General features: G+C 50.2%; 15 protein-coding genes. All 15 read left to right on the forward strand.

Going from position 1 to position 21,812, the window contains the following annotated elements; all coding sequences use genetic code 11:
* On the forward strand, positions 1–1,770 hold a 1,770-nt coding region (locus IO95_RS10920), incomplete at its 5' end, for an AAA family ATPase (RefSeq protein WP_037385303.1).
* Positions 1,771–1,832: 62 nt separating this feature from the next.
* Complete coding sequence (locus IO95_RS10925; RefSeq protein ID WP_023492711.1) at positions 1,833–4,352, forward strand: type VI secretion system Vgr family protein; 2,520 nt, start codon at positions 1,833–1,835, stop codon at positions 4,350–4,352.
* A 3-nt stretch (positions 4,353–4,355) separates the two neighbouring features.
* Entirely contained in the window at positions 4,356–6,188 is a 1,833-nt protein-coding gene (locus IO95_RS24070) for a triacylglycerol lipase (RefSeq protein ID WP_023492710.1), read from the forward strand.
* Positions 6,151–7,275 carry a T6SS immunity protein Tli4 family protein gene (locus tag IO95_RS10935; RefSeq protein ID WP_023492709.1) on the forward strand — a complete coding sequence of 375 codons (1,125 nt, stop codon included), beginning with the start codon at positions 6,151–6,153 and terminating at the stop codon, positions 7,273–7,275. Before IO95_RS24070 ends, IO95_RS10935 begins: the two co-directional genes overlap by 38 nt.
* A 71-nt stretch (positions 7,276–7,346) precedes the next feature.
* The gene (locus tag IO95_RS10940; RefSeq protein ID WP_152554932.1) at positions 7,347–8,453 is read left to right on the forward strand and encodes a T6SS immunity protein Tli4 family protein; all 1,107 of its coding nucleotides are present in this window, start codon (positions 7,347–7,349) and stop codon (positions 8,451–8,453) included.
* Positions 8,454–8,524: 71 nt separating this feature from the next.
* Entirely contained in the window at positions 8,525–9,610 is a 1,086-nt protein-coding gene (locus IO95_RS10945; RefSeq protein ID WP_037385309.1) for a T6SS immunity protein Tli4 family protein, read from the forward strand.
* Between the two features lie 218 nt (positions 9,611–9,828).
* Positions 9,829–11,469 (forward strand): acetyltransferase, encoded by a 1,641-nt coding sequence (locus tag IO95_RS10950; RefSeq protein WP_037385312.1) that lies wholly within the window; start codon positions 9,829–9,831, stop codon positions 11,467–11,469.
* Positions 11,463–12,575: a T6SS immunity protein Tli4 family protein gene (locus tag IO95_RS10955; RefSeq protein ID WP_037385315.1), complete on the forward strand. Its 1,113-nt coding sequence runs from the start codon at positions 11,463–11,465 to the stop codon at positions 12,573–12,575. Before IO95_RS10950 ends, IO95_RS10955 begins: the two co-directional genes overlap by 7 nt.
* 87 nt (positions 12,576–12,662) lie before the next feature.
* Positions 12,663–13,751 carry a T6SS immunity protein Tli4 family protein gene (locus IO95_RS10960; RefSeq protein WP_037385318.1) on the forward strand — a complete coding sequence of 363 codons (1,089 nt, stop codon included), beginning with the start codon at positions 12,663–12,665 and terminating at the stop codon, positions 13,749–13,751.
* 379 nt (positions 13,752–14,130) lie between these two features.
* Positions 14,131–14,391, forward strand: a complete 261-nt coding sequence (locus IO95_RS10965; RefSeq protein WP_023492675.1) for a PAAR domain-containing protein — start codon at positions 14,131–14,133, stop codon at positions 14,389–14,391.
* Positions 14,392–14,393: 2 nt separating this feature from the next.
* Positions 14,394–15,527 carry a hypothetical protein gene (locus IO95_RS10970; RefSeq protein ID WP_023492674.1) on the forward strand — a complete coding sequence of 378 codons (1,134 nt, stop codon included), beginning with the start codon at positions 14,394–14,396 and terminating at the stop codon, positions 15,525–15,527.
* Complete coding sequence (locus IO95_RS10975) at positions 15,524–18,943, forward strand: ImcF-related family protein (RefSeq protein WP_023492673.1); 3,420 nt, start codon at positions 15,524–15,526, stop codon at positions 18,941–18,943. Before IO95_RS10970 ends, IO95_RS10975 begins: the two co-directional genes overlap by 4 nt.
* A gap of 87 nt (positions 18,944–19,030) precedes the next feature.
* Positions 19,031–19,546, forward strand: a complete 516-nt coding sequence (locus IO95_RS23490) for a DUF805 domain-containing protein (RefSeq protein ID WP_023492672.1) — start codon at positions 19,031–19,033, stop codon at positions 19,544–19,546.
* A gap of 23 nt (positions 19,547–19,569) precedes the next feature.
* A complete protein-coding gene (gene tssF, locus IO95_RS10985; protein WP_023492671.1) occupies positions 19,570–21,345 on the forward strand; it encodes a type VI secretion system baseplate subunit TssF in 1,776 nt (591 codons plus the stop codon).
* Positions 21,309–21,812, forward strand: a 504-nt coding sequence (tssG, locus tag IO95_RS10990) for a type VI secretion system baseplate subunit TssG (protein WP_037385321.1), incomplete at its 3' end; no start/stop codon positions are given. The genes tssF and tssG, both read left to right, overlap by 37 nt.

Here is a 21,812-nt window from a genome sequence, read left to right on the forward strand (position 1 = left end):
TTTGAACAACGGCTGAAAAACGTGATTGATGCGGTGCAGCAGTCACCGACGCCGATACTGCTGTTTATTGATGAAGCGCACACCATTATCGGTGCTGGTAATCAGGCCGGTGGGGCAGATGCCGCCAACCTGCTGAAACCGGCGCTGGCCCGGGGCGAACTGCGCACCATTGCCGCCACCACCTGGAGTGAATACAAACAGTATTTTGAGCGTGATGCTGCGCTGGAGCGCCGCTTCCAAATGGTGAAAGTGGACGAGCCGGACGATGACACCGCCTGCCTGATGCTGCGTGGCCTGAAATCCCGCTACGCCGAACACCATGGCGTGCATATCACCGACGATGCAGTACGCGCCGCCGTCACCCTGTCCCGCCGCTATCTCACCGGTCGTCAACTGCCGGACAAGGCGGTGGACCTGCTGGACACCGCCGCCGCCCGGGTGCGCATGAGCCTGGATACGCTGCCGGAAGCCATTGTGCGCCTCAAAGCCCAACTGACGGCCTTGGAGCTGGAGCAACAAGCCCTGCTGGAAGATATCGCCACCGGCAGCCAGCAACACAGTGAGCGGCTGAGCGCCATTGAAATTCAGCGTGGCGAACTGGAAACAGAACTGGAAACCTTAGACCGCCGCTTTAACGCCGAAAAAGCCCTGGTGCAACAACTGATGACCTGCCGCCAGGACCTGAGCCGCCAAGGTGAAGTGACCACGCTGCAACAGCAACTGGAGCAGTTGCAACAGCCGGAGCCCCTGATACAGGTGGATGTGGACACCCGCACCGTCGCCAATGTGATTGCTGACTGGACTGGCGTGCCGCTCTCCTCACTGATGAAAGATGAACAGACCGAACTGCTGAGCCTGGAAGGGGAGATTGGTCAGCGGGTGGTGGGGCAAGATACCGCCCTGACCGCCATTGCCCAACGTCTGCGCGCCGCCAAAACCGGTTTGACGCCGGAAAACGGCCCGCAAGGGGTATTTTTACTGGTGGGCCCCAGCGGCGTGGGGAAAACCGAAACCGCACTGGCGCTGGCGGATGGCCTGTACGGTGGCGAAAAATCACTGATTACCATCAACCTGTCTGAATACCAGGAGCCGCACACCGTCTCGCAACTGAAAGGCTCGCCGCCGGGGTATGTGGGTTATGGCCAGGGCGGCATACTGACTGAAGCGGTACGCAAGCGCCCCTACAGTGTGGTGCTGCTTGATGAAGTGGAAAAAGCCCACCGGGATGTGATGAACCTGTTCTATCAGGTGTTTGACCGGGGCTTTATGCGCGATGGCGAAGGGCGCGAGATTGATTTTCGCAACACCGTGATATTGATGACCGCCAACCTCGGCAGTGATTTACTGATGCAACTGCTGGATGAACAGCCGGAGGCCAGCGAAGGTGACCTGCATGAACTGCTGCGCCCGGTACTGCGCGACCACTTCCAGCCCGCCCTGCTGGCGCGCTTTCAGACGGTGATTTACCGCCCACTGGACGCCACCGCGATGCGTACCATTGTACAGATGAAACTGAATCAGGTCAGCCAGCGCCTGCAACGCCATTACGGCCTCACCACCCAGATCGGTGACAGCCTGTATGACGCGCTGACCGACGCCTGCCTACTGCCAGACACCGGGGCACGTAATGTCGACAGCCTGCTCAACCAGCAGATATTGCCGGTGCTGAGCCAGCAGTTACTGACTTATATGGCGGCGAAGCAAAAACCCAAGACCCTGACCCTGGGCTGGGATGAGGAAGAAGGCATTGTGCTGGAGTTTGGCGACTAGTTCACTGACTGTGACGCATTTATGACCATGGAAGTACCTGTTATCACCACGGAGTCAAGACCATGAGCCTGATTGATACACTGCAAAATACACTGTCGGCAATCACCACCTTGAACCGATACCACCTGAATATTCCTTCCTGTTCGTCGCCACTGGACGTTGAGGATTTCAGTGGGTCGGAGGCGCTAAGCCAGACTTACCACTACAGCATCCAGTTCACCAGTACCGACAAGACGATTGCTGCCGAGCAGCTACTGCGCAAGCCCGCCACGCTGAGCATGGGCACAGGCCCCTTGCAGACCTTGCTGCAACAGAAGGTGGTACACGGGGTGATCACCGATTTCAGCCGCATTTCCGGCTCGGCAGACCAAGCGCTGTATCGCATCACGATTGAGCCCTATATTGCGCTGCTGGATAAACAGTTCCGTACCCATCGCTTCTTTATCAATAAAACCGTGCCGGAAGTGGTGGCGGAGATATTGGCTGAACACAAGTTCAAGGATTGGGAGTTCGAATTCAAGCTGAAGCAAACTTACCCCAGAAGGGCGCAGATCAACCAGTATCAGGAAAGCGACCTGCAGTTTATTGAACGCTTGCTGGCTGAGGTGGGGATCTTCTATTTCTTCACCCTGCAACCGGACACCCAGACTGAAGTGATCCACTTTGCTGATCGGCAGACCACTTACCAGTTTGGCAAAAAACTGCCGCTGAACAGCCCGTCAGGCATGAATGACTCGGGGGCGGTGTCGGTGTGGGGGCTGAGCTACCAACAGAATGTGGTGGAAGCCAACGTCACCACCAAAGACTACAACTACCGCGAGGCACAAAAAGGGCTGCAATCGACCACAGCGGATATGACGCGGGGTGATGGCGAAGGGGTCACTTACGGTGATGTTTATCACTATCAGGCCCGTCATCTGGAGGATGGGGACAAATATACCCCGGATGCGGAAACCGGTAACTTCCATGCTCGGCTGGATCATGAGCGTTTTCTGTCACGCCAGACACAAATCAGTGGCAACAGTACCGACCCGACCTTGAGCCCGGGGCAATTGCTGACCATCACCGACAGCACGCTACCCTCAACCTTGCCGGAATTACTACAAGCACCGATTCTGATGGTTCAGATCGGCTTTACCGCCAGCCGCAAAAATGCCTTGCGGGTGACCTTTGCCGCCGTGCCTTTCAGTGAAACTCTGTGCTGGCGACCGCCGTTAAAACCCCGCCCGGTGATCAGCGGTTCGTTGACGGCACGTGTCACCAGCCCTAAGCCTAATGATCTGTATGCGCATCAGGATAAAGACGGCTTGTACTGGGTGAAGTTTGATGCCGACCTGGATGATAAAAAACCCGGTTATGAAAGTATGCCGGTGCGTTTGGCCAAGCCTTATGGGGGTGACACCTACGGCTTCCACTTCCCATTGATCCAGGGCACGGAAGTAGCGATTGCGTTCCATGAGGGGGACCCTGATCGCCCATACATATCGCACGCCCTGCATGACTCGCGCCATCCGGACCATGTCACCGAACTGAATAATACCCGCAATATCATTCGCACCGCAGGCCTTAACAAATTGCGGATGGAAGATAAGCGCGGAGAGGAGCACGTCAAGCTCAGTACCGAATATGCTGGCAAGAGCCAACTGAACCTGGGGCATAACGTTGACCAGAAACGTCAACTGCGCGGTGAAGGTGCTGAGTTGCGCACCGATAAGTGGGTAGCGGTACGTGGTGGTGGTGGTGTGTTTATCAGTGCGGATAAACAGCCCAGTGCCCAGGGAATGATGCTGGAGATGTCAGCAGCGCTGAGCCAATTACAGCAAGCACAAAGCTTGACGGAAGCACTGCGTGCTGCCGCAGAGACCGCGAAGGCAGAACTGGCTGATTTGCAAACGCAAAAGGCATTACTGGCAGACACGCTAACAGAGCTTAAGCAGGCTGCGTTACTCCTTTCTGCACCGGCAGGTATTGCACAAACCACACCGAAAAGCCTGCAGTTGTCAGCGGGTGAAAATGTGACGGCAACCAGCGGTAAAAATACCGACTTTAGCGTATTAAAAGCCTTTACAGTGGCGGCAGGTGAAAAGGTCAGTCTGTTTGCACATAAATTGGGCATGAAACTGTTTGCCAGCCAAGGGAAGGTAGAGATCCAGGCTCAGGGAGATGAAATGACTCTGGATGCCCTGAAAGATTTACGAGTCAGCAGTAGTGAAGGCAAGATAGTGATCAGTGCCAAACAGGATATTTTACTGGTGGGCAGTGGCGGGGCTTATATCCGCATCGGTAACGGTGAAGTGGAAAGTGGTGCGCCGGATAAAATCATTCAACGGGCGGCAGTGTGGCAGAAGTTCGGTGGGCAGAGCGCCAGCCAGATGGCACAACAATGGCAACAGGCTGATTTTGCGGTGACGCCGGAGTTTCGCTGGCTGCAGGATGATTCACCGGTAACCCAGATGCGTCTGTCTATAACACAACCAGACAACACCCCGAGTGCGAAAATAACCGACACACAGGGGCAGGTGCAGCCCCACAACAGTGCGTTTATCGACACATTAGAGATAACCTCTGAGACAAAGGAGTAACCCATGGCTGAGGAAAAGCAGGAAAATACCGAAATTATTCACGCTGGACGCGATCAGCAAGGGAACTATACCGCCTCTGTTATCCCTGGCAGAAAAGAAGACAATAAAAAGGCCATTATCTACCTTGACGATATCCGCGTGATCCCAGTCGTTTTTTTGCCGGGCATTATGGGCAGTAATTTACAAACTATTCCTAAGAACCCAAAAGAGCCAGGCGATGCCATATGGCGAGTGGATGGAGCAACATCATTGTTGGGCTGGTCATTGCCGGTTGCCGGTAGTGCAATCAAGCGCAAGGAACAACTCGCCCCAGACAAGGTTCAGGTGGATGATCGCGGCACAGTGATTCACCCTATGGCGTCTCAGCTTGCGGTGTTGGAGGGGATGTACCCGCTGGTAAATAGAAGTACGCAGCAAGAGATAGCGGCTTACAATAAGGCGAAAGAGGCACTGCTGGCCAAGGATACGGAAACCAAACTGTTTGGTAGCCGCCAAGAGCGCGGCTGGGGGCAGGTAGGCAATATGAGCTATGGCTCGTTTCTGGACTGGTTGCAGCATGCGCTGCATCGCGATAAAAAAGGCAAACCTTACCAGGAACTGTTGAACAAGCTGCTGGGGGTGGAGTACAGCCGCTATGCTGAGGCGCTGACAGAGCAGGATCTGAAGGTGTTGGATTACTACCATTTTCCGGTTCATGCCATGGGCTATAACTGGTTGGGCTCTAATATCGACTCGGCAAAACGGCTGAAAAATTACATTGATAGTCTGCTGAAAAAGTACCGTGAAGCGCCAATGAAGTACCAGTGCAACAAGGTGATTTTAGTAACCCATTCAATGGGGGGGCTGGTAGCACGCTATTACTCCGAGGTGTTGGGTGGGCGAGAGAACATCTATGGCATTGTGCATGGGGTGATGCCCTCAACCGGGGCTGCTGCAACCTACACCCGTATGAAACGTGGCACCGAGAATCCTGAATCAACGGGAGCAGGTTTCATCGCCTCACATATTCTCGGGCGTAATGCCGCCGAAATGACCGCAATTTGCTCCCAGTCCCCGGGCCCACTGGAACTGCTGCCTTCCCCTCACTATGGCATGAACTGGTTGCATATTATTGATCGATACGGTAATAAATCCAATTACCCCAAGGAGGATCCTTACTCGGAGATTTATCTGCAGCAACAGGCCTGGTGGCGGCTGGTTGACCCTGCGCTGCTCAACCCTAAAAATAGCCGTGGCAATCCGGCGCAGCTAGCGGCTGATTGGCTAATATTCAAAAATATCATAATTAGGCAAGTCAAAGTTTTTCATGAAGATCTGGGCGACAAATATCACGGCAATACCCATTCCTTTTATGGGGTAGAAATACCCGCCCCAGACAAGGTTTCGCCTGCCTATGCCACCCATCAAGAGGTGACCTGGAAGGGCGAACTGGTGACAGGGATCTCCTCAACGCAGTGGCTACCGGCGGCGCAGCGCCAGGAGGGTGAACTGTTAGCCCGGACCGAGGTGATGGAGCATCGCACCACCTATACGCAGCTTTCACCTGCAGAGCAGGCCTATTCAGAGCCTTTCGACTCAGAGTCGGGGATTAATAAAGTTTATATTGGCCAGCGTTTTGCCCTGCAAGCGGCCCGTGGCAATGGGGACGGCACGGTGCCGCAAAAATCGGGTCATATTGAGGAACGCCATCTGATGTCGCGGATGGCGATCAACACTCAACATGAACCTGCCTATAAACACCCTACCGCGCGAGCCTTTACGCTGCGCGCCATTATGAAAATAGCCCAAGAGGTGAAAAATGATCCGTCAATGGCGTTTAAGTCGCTATCTGCGTAAGCCTTGGCAACAGGTTGCCTTAGCGTTGGCGCTGAGTCTGTTTGTCATTGTAAAACCCTCTACGCTCGCCCGCTCGTTAACTGACAAGGAACAATCCATGCTCACCCCCCTGCTACAACAGCCAACACCACGCTGTGTCGGCCTATATCTCATTGATCTACCTGCTGATTTTATGCCTGATGAGGGTATGTTTTTGCTGATGGATGACAATCAAACCAAAATGGAGAGCCGGGAGCAGTATCGCCCCCCCTTTAACCAACTGATACAGCGCCGGGAGCAGGAGTTAAAAGTTACTGAACCAGTAAATCCACTCAACAATCCGTATTTAAAACAGATATATCCATTGCCGGCGGGGATGGTGGGTACGGTATTTGAACGTAATGAGAACATTGGCGTGCCGGATGTCGCCAGAATATTGGAAGCCTATAAATGGGATGCCAGCGTCACCTTTAAAATTGAGATCAAAGCTGATGATGGGCGCTCCTCACGTTATGACTCAGACAAGATGAAATATGGCAGTGATATATACGGCTACAATGTCCCCGAAAAACTGGCTGCAGTACAAGATCGGCTCCGTCGCACCACGGCCAGAGAAGACACCTTGATCCCCAACCAGCCGGGTTTTTGTATCTTGCGCGGTTTTATTGCCGGTAAACCGATCGAGTCCTATGACTTTGGTATGGGGTATGTACATAAGCATATCAAAAATCTGGTAGTGACTTTTAGCAGCAATAATTACCAGAGTACCGGTGATACCCTGCTGCAGCAGGATGAGCGGATGATGGAGCAAGGTCAATATCATACGCTGCATAAAGGGAAACGGCAGATTAACGGGTTGGCGATTGAAGAGTGGCTACTGGGGGGGGAAGTCACCGATCGCGAGAATATCATGTTGCAATATGATGAGTACTATTTTTATCTAAAATACAATCAGTTAGACCCTACGGAACAACAGCCAAGGTTTGAGATCAAGTTATACTATAATACCAAAAACCTGACGCCAGAAGAGAGATTAAGCGAAGCACAACTGATCACGTTGTGGAAAGAGATCACTTCAACACTACGCATCCGCCCTGGGGCAATTTGATTTAATACAGTTAATAGATGGGATGTTAAAACGCCCCAGATACGGCTTCTTGTTCGGTAAAAGGTACCCTGATGACTAACAAAAAAAAGATAGTCTCTGCACTTTTCTGTTTACTAGCTGTTTGGGGACTTTGGCAATGGTTAAAACCCGCTACGCTCACCCGCTCGTTAACTGACAAGGAACAAGCCATGCTCACCCCTCTGTTACAACACCCAACACCGCGCTGTGTTGGCCTCTACCTTATCGATCTGCCCGCTGATTTTATGCCTGATGAGGGTGTGTTTTTTCTGATGGATGACAATCAAACCAAAATGGAGAGCCGGGAGCAGTATCGCCCCCCCTTTAACCAGTTGATGCAGCGCCGGGAGCAGGAGTTAAAGGCAACTGAACCTGATGATGTGCTGGATAAACCCTATTTAAAGCAGATGCATCCATTGTCGACTGATATGGTGGGGACGGTATTTGAACGTAATGAGAGTGCTGGAGTGCCGGATGTTGCTAGAATACTGGAAGCCTATAAATGGGATGCTGGCGTCACCTTTAAAATTGAGATCAAGGCAAAAGATGGACGCTCGTCACGTTACGATGCGGATCGTGCTACATATGGGCAGGATATATACCGCTACAATGTCCCAGAAAAATTAGCTGTAGTACAGGATCTACTTCATCGCACCACGGCCAGAGAAGACACCTTGATCCCTAATCAGCCGGGTTTTTGTATCTTGCGCGGTTTTATTGCCGGTAAACCGGTCGAGTCCTATGACTTTGGTATGGGGTATGTGCATAAGCATATCAAAAATCTGGTAGTGACTTTTAGCAGCAATAATTACCAGAGTACCGGCTCTACCCTGCTGCAGCAGGATGAGCGGATGATGGCGCAAGGCAAATACCATACGCTGCATAAAGGGAAACGGCAGATTAACGGGCTGGCAATTGAAGAGTGGCTGCTGGGGGGAGAAGTGACTGAGCGACAGTATGTGACCCCACCGTACGACGAATATTTTTTCTATCTTAAATACAATCAGCTAGATCCTACCGCGCAACAACCAGCCTTTGATATAAGGTTATATTACAAAACCGAAAATCTGGCACCAGAAGAGAGATTAAGCGAGGCACAACTGATCACGTTGTGGAAAGAGATCACTTCAACACTGCGCATCCGTCCTGGGGCAATTTGATTTCATACAGTTAATAGATGGGGTGTTAAAACGCCCCAGCTACGGCTTCTTGTTCAGTAAAAGGTACCCTGATGACTAACAAAAAAAAGATAGTCTCTGCACTTTTCTGTTTACTAGCTGTTTGGGGACTTTGGCAATGGTTAAAACCCTATCCGTCGCTCATTAATTTAACTGAACAGGAGCATCACGTGGTTGACAATTTATTAGCAAATGCAACTCCACGCTGTATTGGTCGTTATTTGGTGGATTTGCCGGAAAGTTTTAATGCTCCCATTGGTACTGTTTTTATCAATAAAAAAGAGATCGTGTTTCAACGTCTGTATTTACCGGCTTTTGAGCAACGTATTCGTTTACGGGAAGATGAATTGCGCAATACCAAAACCATTCATCCAGAGGATGGTCCCTATTTAAAGAATATTTATCCATTACCTAATGGTATGAAGGGGGTTATCTTTGAAACTAATTTTAGTAAAATCGCACCTGACTCAGCCAGAAAATTAGAGGCTCATATTTATAGTAACGGTGTGGCATTTAAAACTGAAATTGATGCTAGGAATCCTGATTCAGTACGTTACCAAAAAGAGCGAGAAAGTAACCCTGATTATTATAAAAATACCATGCAAATAAAGCTAAATCAGTTGAGAAATATACTATCTCGTCTGCGCGGAAGGCAAGAAAATGAGATCCCGACAGAGAAAGGATTGTGTTTTCCAAATGGATTTATTTCTGGTGCATCGGGTGTGGCGAATGAAAGAGAGTATGTGAATTTTTCCTATAGCTCCCAGATAAACCCACGATTATATCTCAATTTTTCAACCGATAATTTTATTAAAGAAGAAACCTCTATGTTAGAGCGCAGTTCTAGTATCAGCAATGCCTTGCTTAATACCCAGTTAACAACTCTGATGAAGGGGGCGCGGAAAATTAATAAGTTGGATGCTGAAGAGTGGCTAGTAGTGGGTAATGGAAAGGATGCTAGCAATCGACATGCCTTTATTTTAAAGGTCAACGAAAAAATCGGTAGTCCGCAGACTCCCTCTTTCACTCTAGAACTCAATCATGGTCCTTTGCCTGATGAAGCGTTATCACAAAATGAACTGATTACTTTTTGGCAAGAAATAACAAAAACATTGCGTATCCACCCTGGGGCGATTTGATTTAATACAGTTAATAGACGGGGTGTTAAAACGCCCAGACACGGCTACTTGTTCAGTAAAAGGTACCCCTATGACTAACAAAAAAAGATGGTCTCTGTACTGCTTGATTTGCTAGCTATATGGGAACTTGTTTTTTTAATCAAATTAAATAATCGAAAATCCTGTTATTTATAGAAAATCAAATCACACAGCAATAAATGCTATAAGGTAAATGGGAAATGAATGACGAAATAAAAAATCCATCAGTAACAGACAACGACCAATGCGTTTCCTATCACCTGCCAGAATGGAGAGATAACGGGAAAGTTGGTTGGCATGAGATGGTCACTCAAACTACACAAAAGAACGCTATTGCCAAACTCATCATGCCACCAACCAAGGTCATACCAGTAATTTTTATCCCTGGGGTAATGGGGACGAATTTGATGTCTACTGACGATACGTCTAAAGTCCCTGTCTGGCGTGGAGACAGTCCAGTTGATACCTATTTTGCATGGGCTAATAGAAATGGTAAAGAACGGCGGGAATTATTAGATCCCGATACGACGAAGGTAGACGGGCGAGGTGAAATTAGTCAGAATGTCTATTCTAAAATATCAGATGATGGCAAGCTGTTTCCAACGAGAGAAAAAAGACACTGGGGTGAAGTTTTATTTTTTAGTTACGGCCAGTTCCTGAGTGTCTTTCAGGGGGTATTAATGGACGATTGGCAAAAAATAGTCTGCCAGGCAGCTGATCGAACAAAAGGTAGCAAAGGTATTTTAAGTTATTTGGCGGGCGAAACCTTAGGGGCAGACAAGGAGTCTGTTATGACCGCAGAAGAATTAAATCATTTTAGCAAGTTTTTATTTCCGGTCCATGCCTTTGGTTATAATTGGCTGCAGGATAATAAAAAATCGGCAAAGGAGTTGGCTACATATATTGATGATGTGATCAGCATATATACAAAAGGCTATGGTCATGGTTTGGCGTTTCCCGCAGGGCAAGAAAAAGTCATCATAGTCACGCACTCCATGGGCGGGCTGGTAGCGCGTTATGCTTCTCAGATATTCGGTTGCCAAGACAAAATACTGGGGATTGTGCATGGGGTGATACCCGACCTCGGTTCTCCGGCAGCTTATCGTCGTATGAAAATTGGCGCAAGGCAAGAAGGTGCTGCAGGGAAAGTATTAGGTGCAACAGCCAAGGAGTTAATGCCCGTATTGGCACAGGCTCCAGCGGCGCTACAGTTATTACCCTCACCGAAATATATGAACGGTGATCCTTGGCTGACGATAAAAGGGGGCGACGAGGGTAAGGATTTAAAACTGCCAAAGACCGGTGATCCGTTTAGTGAGATTTACTTGTCGATGAATGAATTGTATCGGTTATATGAGCCGGATATTATCGATGGTGATAATTCTGCTATTAAGGCTAATTGGATTAATTTTAATATTCTGATGAAAGACTCTGTCCGTAAATTTATTTATGAGTTAGATGAAGCGAAATATCATCCTAATACCTACGTTTTTTACGGGGAAGAAATAAAGTCAGATGGTACGTTGGCCTGGAATAAAACCCAATCACCGATAAATAGCAAGGAATTACCTAATACTCATAAAGAAATAAAATCACCCTATAACCGTACACAAAAGTACGAGTTAGTTTCATCTAAAACCCCAGGGGATGGCACTGTCCCAGTAGAATCATTGGCAGTTATTAAAAAACAGAGTGCAATTAAAAGCATACTGGCAACCAACGTTGACCATCAGGATGCGTATGCAGTTAAGGATATGAATTATGACAATTTCACTCCTGCGATTAAGTTTACGCTGAGATCAATTGTAAAAATGGTTCAGGAGGTTCCCACACCATGTTAATCGAACATAAAATATCGAATCTACGTAGTCTGTTAGTCATTGTCATGATGGGTGTGATCTTTTTTAATCAACAAGCGCAGGCATCAACATACCAAAAAAAGGGAAATCCAGTGATAGATGAATTATTTAAAAGCATCAAACCGCAATGTATTGGTCGGTATATCATTGATGTCCCTGAATCATTTAATAACCAACTCAGAGATATGGTTTTTATTGATGATTTTAAAATTGAAAGCAAGCCGATTTATGCCCCTGCCTTTAGGCAGAGGATAATGCTTCGCGAGCAGGAATTGAGGGATGAGATTAATAAACCAGGTAATTATTCTGAGAATGCACCGTTTTTAAAGGAAGTGTTCCGTCTATCTAATGATAAAGGCGTTATTTTTGATAGTAATAAGTCAGGTTCTGATGATTCATTCCGAAAGTTAGAGGCCCATATTTATGTGGATAGCATAGCGTTCATTATTACGACGAATATTCTTGACTTGTCTGCATCAAAATATATCGAGGAAAAGAAAACCTATTTAAACTCCGGATTTACAGAAGCTGAAACCAATACGAAACCAGCTAAATTAGCAGCGTTGCAATCTTTAATTTCGAGATTAAGTGGCCGTAAAGATGAAGAGATCCCGAAAAATAAAGGCGTTTGCATTCCAAATGGGTTTATCAAAGATGATGGAGTGAAACATAGCGAAAAACTTACTTTCAGATATGAAAATAGCGATTTTATTTTTGGCTCTGAGATGGATAACACTATGTTAGGTTCAAAGGATACTCTGTTTGGTCGTAGTGCACAGATTAATGAAGCTATGGTTGGGTCAAATAAATACACGATAAAAAAAGGAGAGCTCTCGCCTGGGGGAATACCGTCACAAGAATGGTTATTTGGTGGAAAGCAAGAGTTTAAACATCAAGGTGCGAGAGAAATAATACCCATCTATGATTTTACTTTCTATGCGAATGAAGCTGTCGCATCACCAACAAAGCCTTGGTTAAATATAGAATTAAGTAGTGCATATAAGAAAACTCGTTATAGTGATGCTCAAATGATTGAAATATGGGATAGATTAGTGGGTTCGTTGCGATACCAGCCTAATACTTATTGATGTTTCGCGTCCAATATAGTGCGGTTACACAAAAATATTCTCTTTGGTTAATTGTAAAAAGCGGGAAGTCGAACAGGAGATACCCTCATGCGAGTAAAGACTACTGTCACGGCAGTGACAATAATAAGTATAGCTACAGCGGGATATCTCTTTTGGTTTCGTGATATTCCTGCTCCTCCATTAAACTCGGAGGAAAAGACTGTAATGGACTCTCTTTTCTCAAAAAGTAAGTCACAATGTATTGGTCGTTATTTCTTTAATGTGCCGGATTCTTTTTCTAATTCCTTAAATGATTCAGTAACAATTAATGATATGAGCATAGCCAGTAAACGTCTTTATCGTCCAGCATTTGAACAGCGAATAAAGATGCGTGAACAGGAACTTAAAAATGGAAATACTATAGACCCCAAAGATCAGCCTTTTATTAAGCAGATCTATAGGTTGAATGACAATGCAATTATATTTGATCGAAATGAAAATGAGAGTGTGCCTGGCTTTGGTCGTATTTTGGAAGGGCATATTTATGTTGATGGAGTAGCCTTTGTTATCCAAACGGAAATTACTGATTACTCAGATGAGCGATATATAAATGAAAAAAAATTATTTTTAAGTGATGGGTCATCTCCTGCAACAGCTAACAATAAGGCACAAAAATTAGCTGAAATGCAGGATTTACTCTCTCGATTGAGTGGGAGGAAAGATGACGAGGTACCAACACAATCTGGTACCTGTATTCCGGAGGGTTTTATTCGTGATAATGGTAGCAAAAATAAAGAAGCTATAATGTATCTTTATGAAAATAAAAATTTTGTTATTTCAATTGAGAATAATAATACAATCGAAAAGGATTTAAGTCTATTAGAGCGCGGTCCCGAAATTGAAGGCGCTATTCGTAGCAGTAACTCTCATACCATGCGTAAAGGCAAAGTTAGTTTGCCAAGTATTGAGGCAGAAGAATGGTTGATACGGGGAAAGCAGGAAGTAAATGATAATAATGTTGTTAATTATATCTTTTCGTTGTATGGCAATGAAAAGATAGCAACATATCGACATCCTGTATTCTCTATTGAGTTACATAATCAAGGAAAGGTGACAACAGAATACAGCGATGCTGAACTTGTCGATATCTGGGATAGAGTGACCCGAAGTTTCCGTTTTCGGTCGGGGGCTTTTTAACGTTATTTAAATTTTTCTCATGGGTATCTATGGGCTCTAATTTAATAGGTCGCATGGACAGGTTTGCTAACCCTTAATATCATTAGCTTTAGAGTGCTTGCAATGTTAAGTTTCGATTGGTCGAGAGCCATTATTATATATTTAATGATGGCACTTATTTATCTTTGGCCTGTCTGGTTGATTTTTTTGTTATGCTCTTTTTAATGGTTAAGGCAATCAAGCAAAAAAATAAAGAAAAACGCAAGGTACAGCCATTATGGCGACGTTTTTATTTGTGTTACTTGGAGCCCTTTCTTTGCTTTATTTTAAATAATCATTCTCAAATAGGCTCTGAGTGAGCATTCTATCAATAGAAAATATTTCTTTTAGGAGAGAGACCATGCCAGGAGTCGTTTGTCTGGGTGATGCCACTACTCATGGTGGTGAAGTTAAAACCGCCTCTTCCACCCTCTATTTTAATGGGCGACCTGCGGCACTGGTGGGGGATTTGGTCTCCTGCCCACAACATGGCATGAATGCCATCGTAGAAGGTGATCCCACGGCTTTCGAACAAGGGCGGCAAGTGGTGGTTAATCACTGTTTATGTGCCTGCGGGTGCCGAGTGATCAGCTCTCAACCCACCAATAGCATAGAGGCGTAAATATGGCCTGGCCGATCCCCGTTATTCCTGAACAACCGTCGCTATCACCGCCCCGTTATGCTCTGTGGGGCGGGGTACTGGTTGTTATATTGATCATCAGTACTTTATCCGTACTGTTTATTGGCAAGATCACCGCCTATGGGCAGCTCTTACTCTATGGTGCACTACCAGGATTTTTAATCTGGCTGTGTCTGTTTGGTGTCGTGCTCAACCGTTATGAGCAGTCATTGGCTTCCGTGCGGGCCTGGAATGAAGAGACAGCGCGCACCAAAGCCCAGTGGCAACAATGGAGTCGGACACAACTGGCGGTGGTAGGCAATGTCTTGCTGACACCAGAAGAGGGGGGTATCAGCGCGGTGCTGGGGCCCCTTGCCGATATACCCATGTACCCCCAGAAGCCTCGCCCGTTGTTTGGGGAGCGGCAATCATTGCCGGTGCAGCTAACGGGCATTGATAGTCAACTGGAACAGCAGTGCCCGGGGTATCGCCATCATCTGCATACCGTCTATGTGTTACAGGCCTCTACCTTGCATCGGGAATCAATCATTTCGGCGGTATTCAACCAATGGGATTTGTTGCCTGAGAGGGTTGATACTCTGGAACAGGTACCGGTTTTGCCACATTTACCACAGACGTCAGAGTTTAATGGCCTGATTTTAGTGCTCTGTCTGCAACATTGGCGTTATAGTTCGCCTGAAAAAGCCAGCGAACTCATTTCTGCCCAACTGCTTGCCTCACCAGCATTTGCCCATGCGCAGCAGTTACCGGTGATGGCCGGATTAGGGCGTATTATGCCATTAACGGCAGGGAAACTTGCCGACGACTTGGACATGTTGTTTGATTATAATTGCTTAAATAAAAACCAGATGCAGCATGTCTGGTTATCGGGGGAGATTGAAAATACACCGGCAGATATCGCGCTGTACGCCGATGCTCACCAGTGGCCACTGCCCGCAAAGCAGCTCGCCCATCTTATTGACCTCTCCTTCGGTCCCCCTGGGGAGCTTTCTTTCCCTATCTCTCTAGCCATGATGGTAGAGGCTGCCCACAAAACTGCCATGGATCAACTGGTTATTAGCCAGACATCTCGCTCATCAGGCGAGTTGTGTTTAGTCACTTCGGAGTTATTTTCATGAATCAAGGGAAAGCCGTTCATCCACCCCGTTATGGATTCTGGGGATATTTTCTCCTGATTATCGGGTTGGCCGGTTTGAGTGCCGTACTTTTATTGGTTAACCAAGATACTCTGGAACGAAGAGGGATCTCGATTTCTCACGCCTGGTCGGTATGGGGGGCTGTTTTTTCCATTCTGTTAGGTGGGCTGGTAGGAATGTCATTCTGGTGGCGCTGGCGGCAGACGGTAAGGCAACGCCAGTTTAAACCGCAATCATTCAATCAGACGAGCTCAACGGTTCCAGAGCCCGCCCCAAATAGCCATAGCCATTTGGCGGGTCTCAAATCTTACCTCCGCGCCCAATATGGCTTCTTCTGGAAGCGCCATATTAAAATCATCATGTTGACCGGGCAGCCGGCACAGATCGAGCAACTGGTCCCTGGGTTAACGGAGAAACACTGGCTAGAAGGACAGGGGACGGTACTTATCTGGGGGGGCGAAGTCACCACCGAGGTGGATGCGTCACTGGTGGCCTCGTTGCGTAAACTGCGCCGCTGCCCGTTGGACGCGATGTTGTGGGTCACCGACCACTATTATCAGCCCGTGACGCTGGATAACCCGCCGCATACTGCCAACCTGCATGGCGAAGCCATGGACAACATGGCCCGCATGTTGTCCGAGCGCTATCGCACCCTGGGCTGGAAAATCCCGCTGTTTGTCTGGGCGTTGCAAGAGAGCGCCTGGGACCAGCAGGGGCGTATCAGTCAGTCGGTGGGTTGTCTGTTACCGTCGGGCTGCCAAGGGGAAGAGTTGGCGCAGCGCCTGACCCAACTGCTGCCCACCCTGACCGAACAGGGGACCCAGCAGGCGCTGGTTGACCCGCGTCATGATTTTCTGCTGTCGTTGGCCCATGGCCTGCGCCATGGGGGTATCGAGCGGTTAAAAAATTCACTGTCGGTGCTGCTCAGCCGTTATCAGCCGCTGCCGTTAGCGGGGGTGTTTTTCAGCCTGCCTTCGGCGGCCAGTACCCGGACCCTACAACATAGCTGGAGCCAGGAAAAAAGCTGGGAGACGCTGCTGGCTTCGGTCACCACGTTGCCTAGCGGGTTGATGCCCAAACGCCTCGGGTTGCCTTGGTTGAAGACTCTGCGCACGCTGGTTGCCCTGCTGTTGGTCCTGTGGGGGGGCGCTATGCTGGGCTCGTTCTATGCCAACCGCACGTTGATTAACGACAGTGCGCAGCAAAGTCGGCAGGCGCTGGACAACCAACGCCCGCTGACGGAACGTTTGCAGGCCCAGTATGCGCTGCAACAGACCCTCGCCAGTTTGCAATACCGGGTGGCCACGGGTAGCCCGTGGTATACCCGTGCTGGATTGAACCAGGATGCGGCACTGTTGCAGGCGCTGTGGCCTTTCTATCAGCAAAGCAATAACCAGCTGATACGCGATGAAGCCGCCCGTTATCTGCAACAGCAACTGGCGACACTGGTGGCGATGCCGCCGGAAACGCCACAGCGTATTGCCCAGGGCAAGCTGGCGTACAATCAGTTGAAAGCCTACTTGATGATGGCGCGCCCGGAGAAAAACGATTCGGCCTTTTTGAGCCAGACCTTGCAGACTACCTGGGCGCAGCGCCCGGGGGTGGATGCCGGGCAGTGGCATGCGCTGTCACCGGCCTTGCTGGGGTTCTATGCCGAGAACCTGGCGGCACACCCGGAATGGAAGATTGAGCCGGACAGCAACCTGGTGCGTGACGTGCGCCAGATTTTGTTGCGTCAGTTTGGGGTGCGCAATGCCGAAGCGACGCTGTATCAGAACCTGTTGCAGCAAGTGGCCAAAAGCTATGCCGACATGACCCTGACCCAGATGATTGGCGATACCGATGCCAGTCTGTTGTTCTCCACCGAAGAGGTGGTGCCGGGGATGTTTACCCGTAAAGCCTGGGAAGAGAACGTATCGAAAGCCATCGACCGGGTGGTGAAGGAGCGGCGTGAAGAGATTGACTGGGTGTTGACCGACAGCACCCAGCCGCTGGGCAGCGATATCTCCCCGGAGGCATTGAGAACGCGCCTGACGGAGCGTTATTTCACTGATTTTGCCAGCAGTTGGCTGGATTTCCTTAACAGTATCCAGTGGCACCGGGCGGAAAGCCTGTCGGATGCTATCGACCAGTTGACGCTGATGAGCGATGTGCGTCAGTCGCCACTGATTGCCCTGATGAATACGCTGGCGTGGCAGGGCAAGGCCGGGCAGACGGGGGGGGCGCTTTCTGACTCCCTGGTTAAATCAGCCCAGAATCTGTTCAACAACAATGGTCAGCCGAGTATTGACCAGGAGGCGGGGCCGAAAGGGCCGCTGGACAGCAGCTTTGGGCCGTTACTGGCCTTGATGGATGGCAAGGCAGGCGGGCAGGGCAATACCAACCTGAGCCTGCAAACCTTCCTGACCCGCGTGACCCGTGTGCGCCTCAAACTGCAACAGGTGACCAACGCCACCGACCCGCAAGCGATGACACAATCCCTGGCGCAAACGGTGTTTCAGGGCAAAGCGGTGGACCTGACCGATACCCGCGATTACGGTAGCCTGGTTGCCGCCAGTCTGGGGCAGGAGTGGAGCAGCTTTGGTCAGGCGATGTTTGTCCAGCCAATGGAGCAGGCCTGGCAACAGGTGCTGACCCCGACGGCGGACAGCCTGAATGCCCAGTGGAAAAGTGCCATTGTGGATGACTGGAACAGTGCCTTTGGCGGGCGTTATCCGTTCAAGTCAGTGTCTGCCGATGCGTCGCTGTCGTTGATGTCACAATACCTGCGGGCTGACAGCGGGCGTATCCAGCGTTTTCTGGAAAGCAATCTCGGCGGTGTGTTGCACAAAGAGGGCAGCAAATGGGTGGCGGATACCGTTAATGCCCAGGGGCTGACCTTTAACCCGGCGTTCCTGGCGGCGGTGAACAAACTCAGTCATCTGGCGGATGTGGCGTTTACCAACGGCGATGCCGGGCTCTATTTTGAGCTGCGTCCGGGTACCGCCAAGGAAGTAATGCAAACTGATTTGGTTATCGACAGCCAGCGCTTGACCTATCTGAATCAGATGCCGGCGTGGAAACGCGTTGCCTGGCCCAACGACACCTCCGCCCCGGGGGCAAGCCTCAGTTGGATCAGCACCCAGGCAGGAACGCGGCTGTATGCTGACCTGCCGGGGCAGTGGGGGCTGATACGCCTGCTGGAGAAAGCCACGGTCAAAGGGTATATGGGGGGCACCACCGTCTTTGACGTCAGTTGGAAGACGCAAGACGGGTTGCCGCTGAATTACTCACTGCGTACTGAACTGGGGGAAGGCCCACTGGCGCTGCTGGCCCTGAAAGGGTTTGTGATGCCGGAGCGTATTTTTGTCACTGGCAATGCGGCGGTGGCGGACGCCGATGTGGCTGGTGCGAAATAACCTGAGTTACCGGGCGTGGTGAGGCAGTTACTATGCCCGGTTGCCCGGTGATACCCCTTTAATTGATTCGAGTCATAAGGACGTCGTATGGAACAATCGGTTTTTGCCTGTTATCTGGCGGGTTGGAAAAAGTGCTTTGTCTATCAAGGCACGGCCAGCCGTAAAGAGTTCTGGTCATTTATCCTTGGCAATCTGTTGATTGTGCTTCTGCTGCTGTTTTTGAGCTTTCTTTGGCTGGTCGTCGGGGGCTACGGAGGGATGGCGATGGTCTGGATTTTCTATGTTGTATTTCCCCTGCTGACTTTTGTTCCCTTGTTGTTACTGCTACCCGTGACGGCCTTGGGTATTCGGCGTATGCATGACATCGGCAAGTCAGGGTGGTGGTTTGGCGGGGTGCTGGTGTTTAATCTGATTATTCTGCCTGTTATTCAGATGAGTATTCTTTCCTTTTTCATTAATTCAAGGGGATATGATGAAGGAGTTGAAGTGGTCAGTATCATTAATATGCCCCTGTTTTTGATATCCTTGGTTTTCACTCTCTGGCTCTGCAGCCAACCAACAAAAATAATTTCATCCCCTTCATCGCCGGATGTCACGAATTAATATTATCGAGGTCGTTTATTGTCATGAAGGACTTAACCCTGCGTTATTTTGACGCCGAAATGCGCTACCTGCGCGAGGCGGCCAAAGAGTTTGCCGAGGCACACCCTGACCGGGCAGCGGCGCTGGATCTGGACCGGGCCGGTGTACCGGACCCTTATGTGGAACGCCTGTTTGAAGGTTTTGCCTTCTCGATGGGGCGCTTGCGCGAGAAGCTGGACGACGACCTGCCCGAATTGACCGAAGGGCTGGTCAGTCTGTTATGGCCCCATTACCTGCGTACCATTCCCTCACTGTCGGTGGTGGAAATGGCCCCGCCTGCGGGCAATATGAAAATGAGCGAAACGGTGCCGGCCGGATTTGAAATCCTCTCCCAGCCGGTAGGGCCGAAGAAAACACAATGCCGTTACCGCACCACCCAGGACCTGACGCTGCAACCGGTGTCTCTGTCCAAGGTTGAGCTGTTGACCGAGCCCGATGGGCGCTCGGCTATCCGCTTGCGTTTTGTCTGTAGTGATCTGACGGACTGGACCACTGTAGACCTGAGCCAACTGCGCTTCTATCTCAATGGCGATGCGCCCCTGACCTGTGCCCTGCATCTGGCCCTGACCAAGCGTCAGGCGTCCATGTCGTTGAGCTTCTTCTACCATCAGGGGCGGGTGGCGGAGCCGCAACCGCTGGCGGGGCATTTTTCCCCCGGCGGGTTTGCCGAAGATGACCGCCTGTGGCCCAAAGGGGATACCGCCTTCAGCGGCTATCAGTTACTGCTGGAGTATTTCACCTTTCGTGAAAAATTCATGTTCGTGTACCTCAATGGGCTGGAGAAGGTCACCTTCCCCGAGAACATCACCGGGTTCGATATTGACATCGTGCTGAGCGAATTGTGGGATCACCAGTTGCCGATCTCCACCCATCACCTTCGCCTGCACTGTGTGCCGGTGATTAACCTGTTCAAGGTGGAAGCCGACCCGTTGATCATCAACGGGCTGGAAAGCGAGTATCTGCTGCGCCCCCGTCGTTTGCAGGATGGCCATACGGAAATCTATTCGGTGGATGAGGTGGTGGGCTCCCTGCGCACCGATGATGCGGTGTATGTGCCGTTCACCAGTTTCCGTCACCGGGGGGGCATGCTGCGCCGTACCGCACCGGAGCGCTATTACCACACCCGCGTCAAACGCGGCGTCTCGGGGCTGCATGATACCTGGCTGATCCTCGGTGGGCAGGCGTGGGAAGATGACCGGCTGTTTGAGCGGGAAACGGTGTCACTGCTACTGACTGGCACCAACGGCCAGTTGCCGCGCAAGGCACTGCAAAGCACCTTGCTTGACCGGGCGGAGCAGGCGCTGCCGGTGCCGCTGAAGATCCAGAACCTGTGCAAACCGACGTTACCGGCCTATCCGCCGGCGGAAGACCGTTTCCACTGGCGGGTGCTGAGCCATTTGGGCTCCAGCTTCCTCAACATGATGGCCAGTGCTGAAGTGCTGCGCGGTACCCTGGCGTTGTATAATTGGCTGGATGACGAGATGGTCAACCGCAAACTTGATGCGATTGTCGACGTCAAACACTTCCAGACCCAACGCTTTGAAAAGGGCTTTTTACTCCGGGGGATCGACATTGTGGTGACCCTGGATGCCAACGGATTCAGCGGTGAAGGGGATATCAACCTGTTTGGTGAAATGCTCAACCGCTTTTTTGCCCTGTATGCCGATATCCATTTATTTAACCAGCTGACGCTGGTTATTCAGCCCAGTGGAAAACACCTGCGATGGAAAGAGAATCACAATCAGCGCATACCCGGCTGATCGACAAACTGGGGAAGAAAGCCCCCTACATCAACTTTTACCGCTTTTGCCAACTGCTGGAGCAAAGTCAGCCAGGGCAACCGGGTTTGGGGACCGGGCAATCGCCGCATCCTGATCCGGTGCGTTTTCGTCCCCACCCGGGGATGGGGTTCCCGGCCAGTGAGCTGAAAAGTCTCAGCGCCGATCCGGATTATCCGCACCGGCCGCCTACCGCCCGGGTAACGTTCCAGGGGCTGTATGGGGTGGAGTCGCCGTTGCCGACGTCATACATTGATGACATTGCGCAACAGCGTGAAGGGAACGAGGCGGTCAGTGATTTTCTTGATATCTTCAACCACCGGCTGACCACGCAGTTTTACCGCATCTGGCGTAAGTACTCCTACCCGGCCACCTTTGAGCCCGGGGGCACCGATGAAACCTCACAATATCTGCTGGGGCTGGTGGGGTTGGGGATCCCGGGGAGTGCG

Source organism: Serratia sp. DD3, assembly GCF_000496755.2.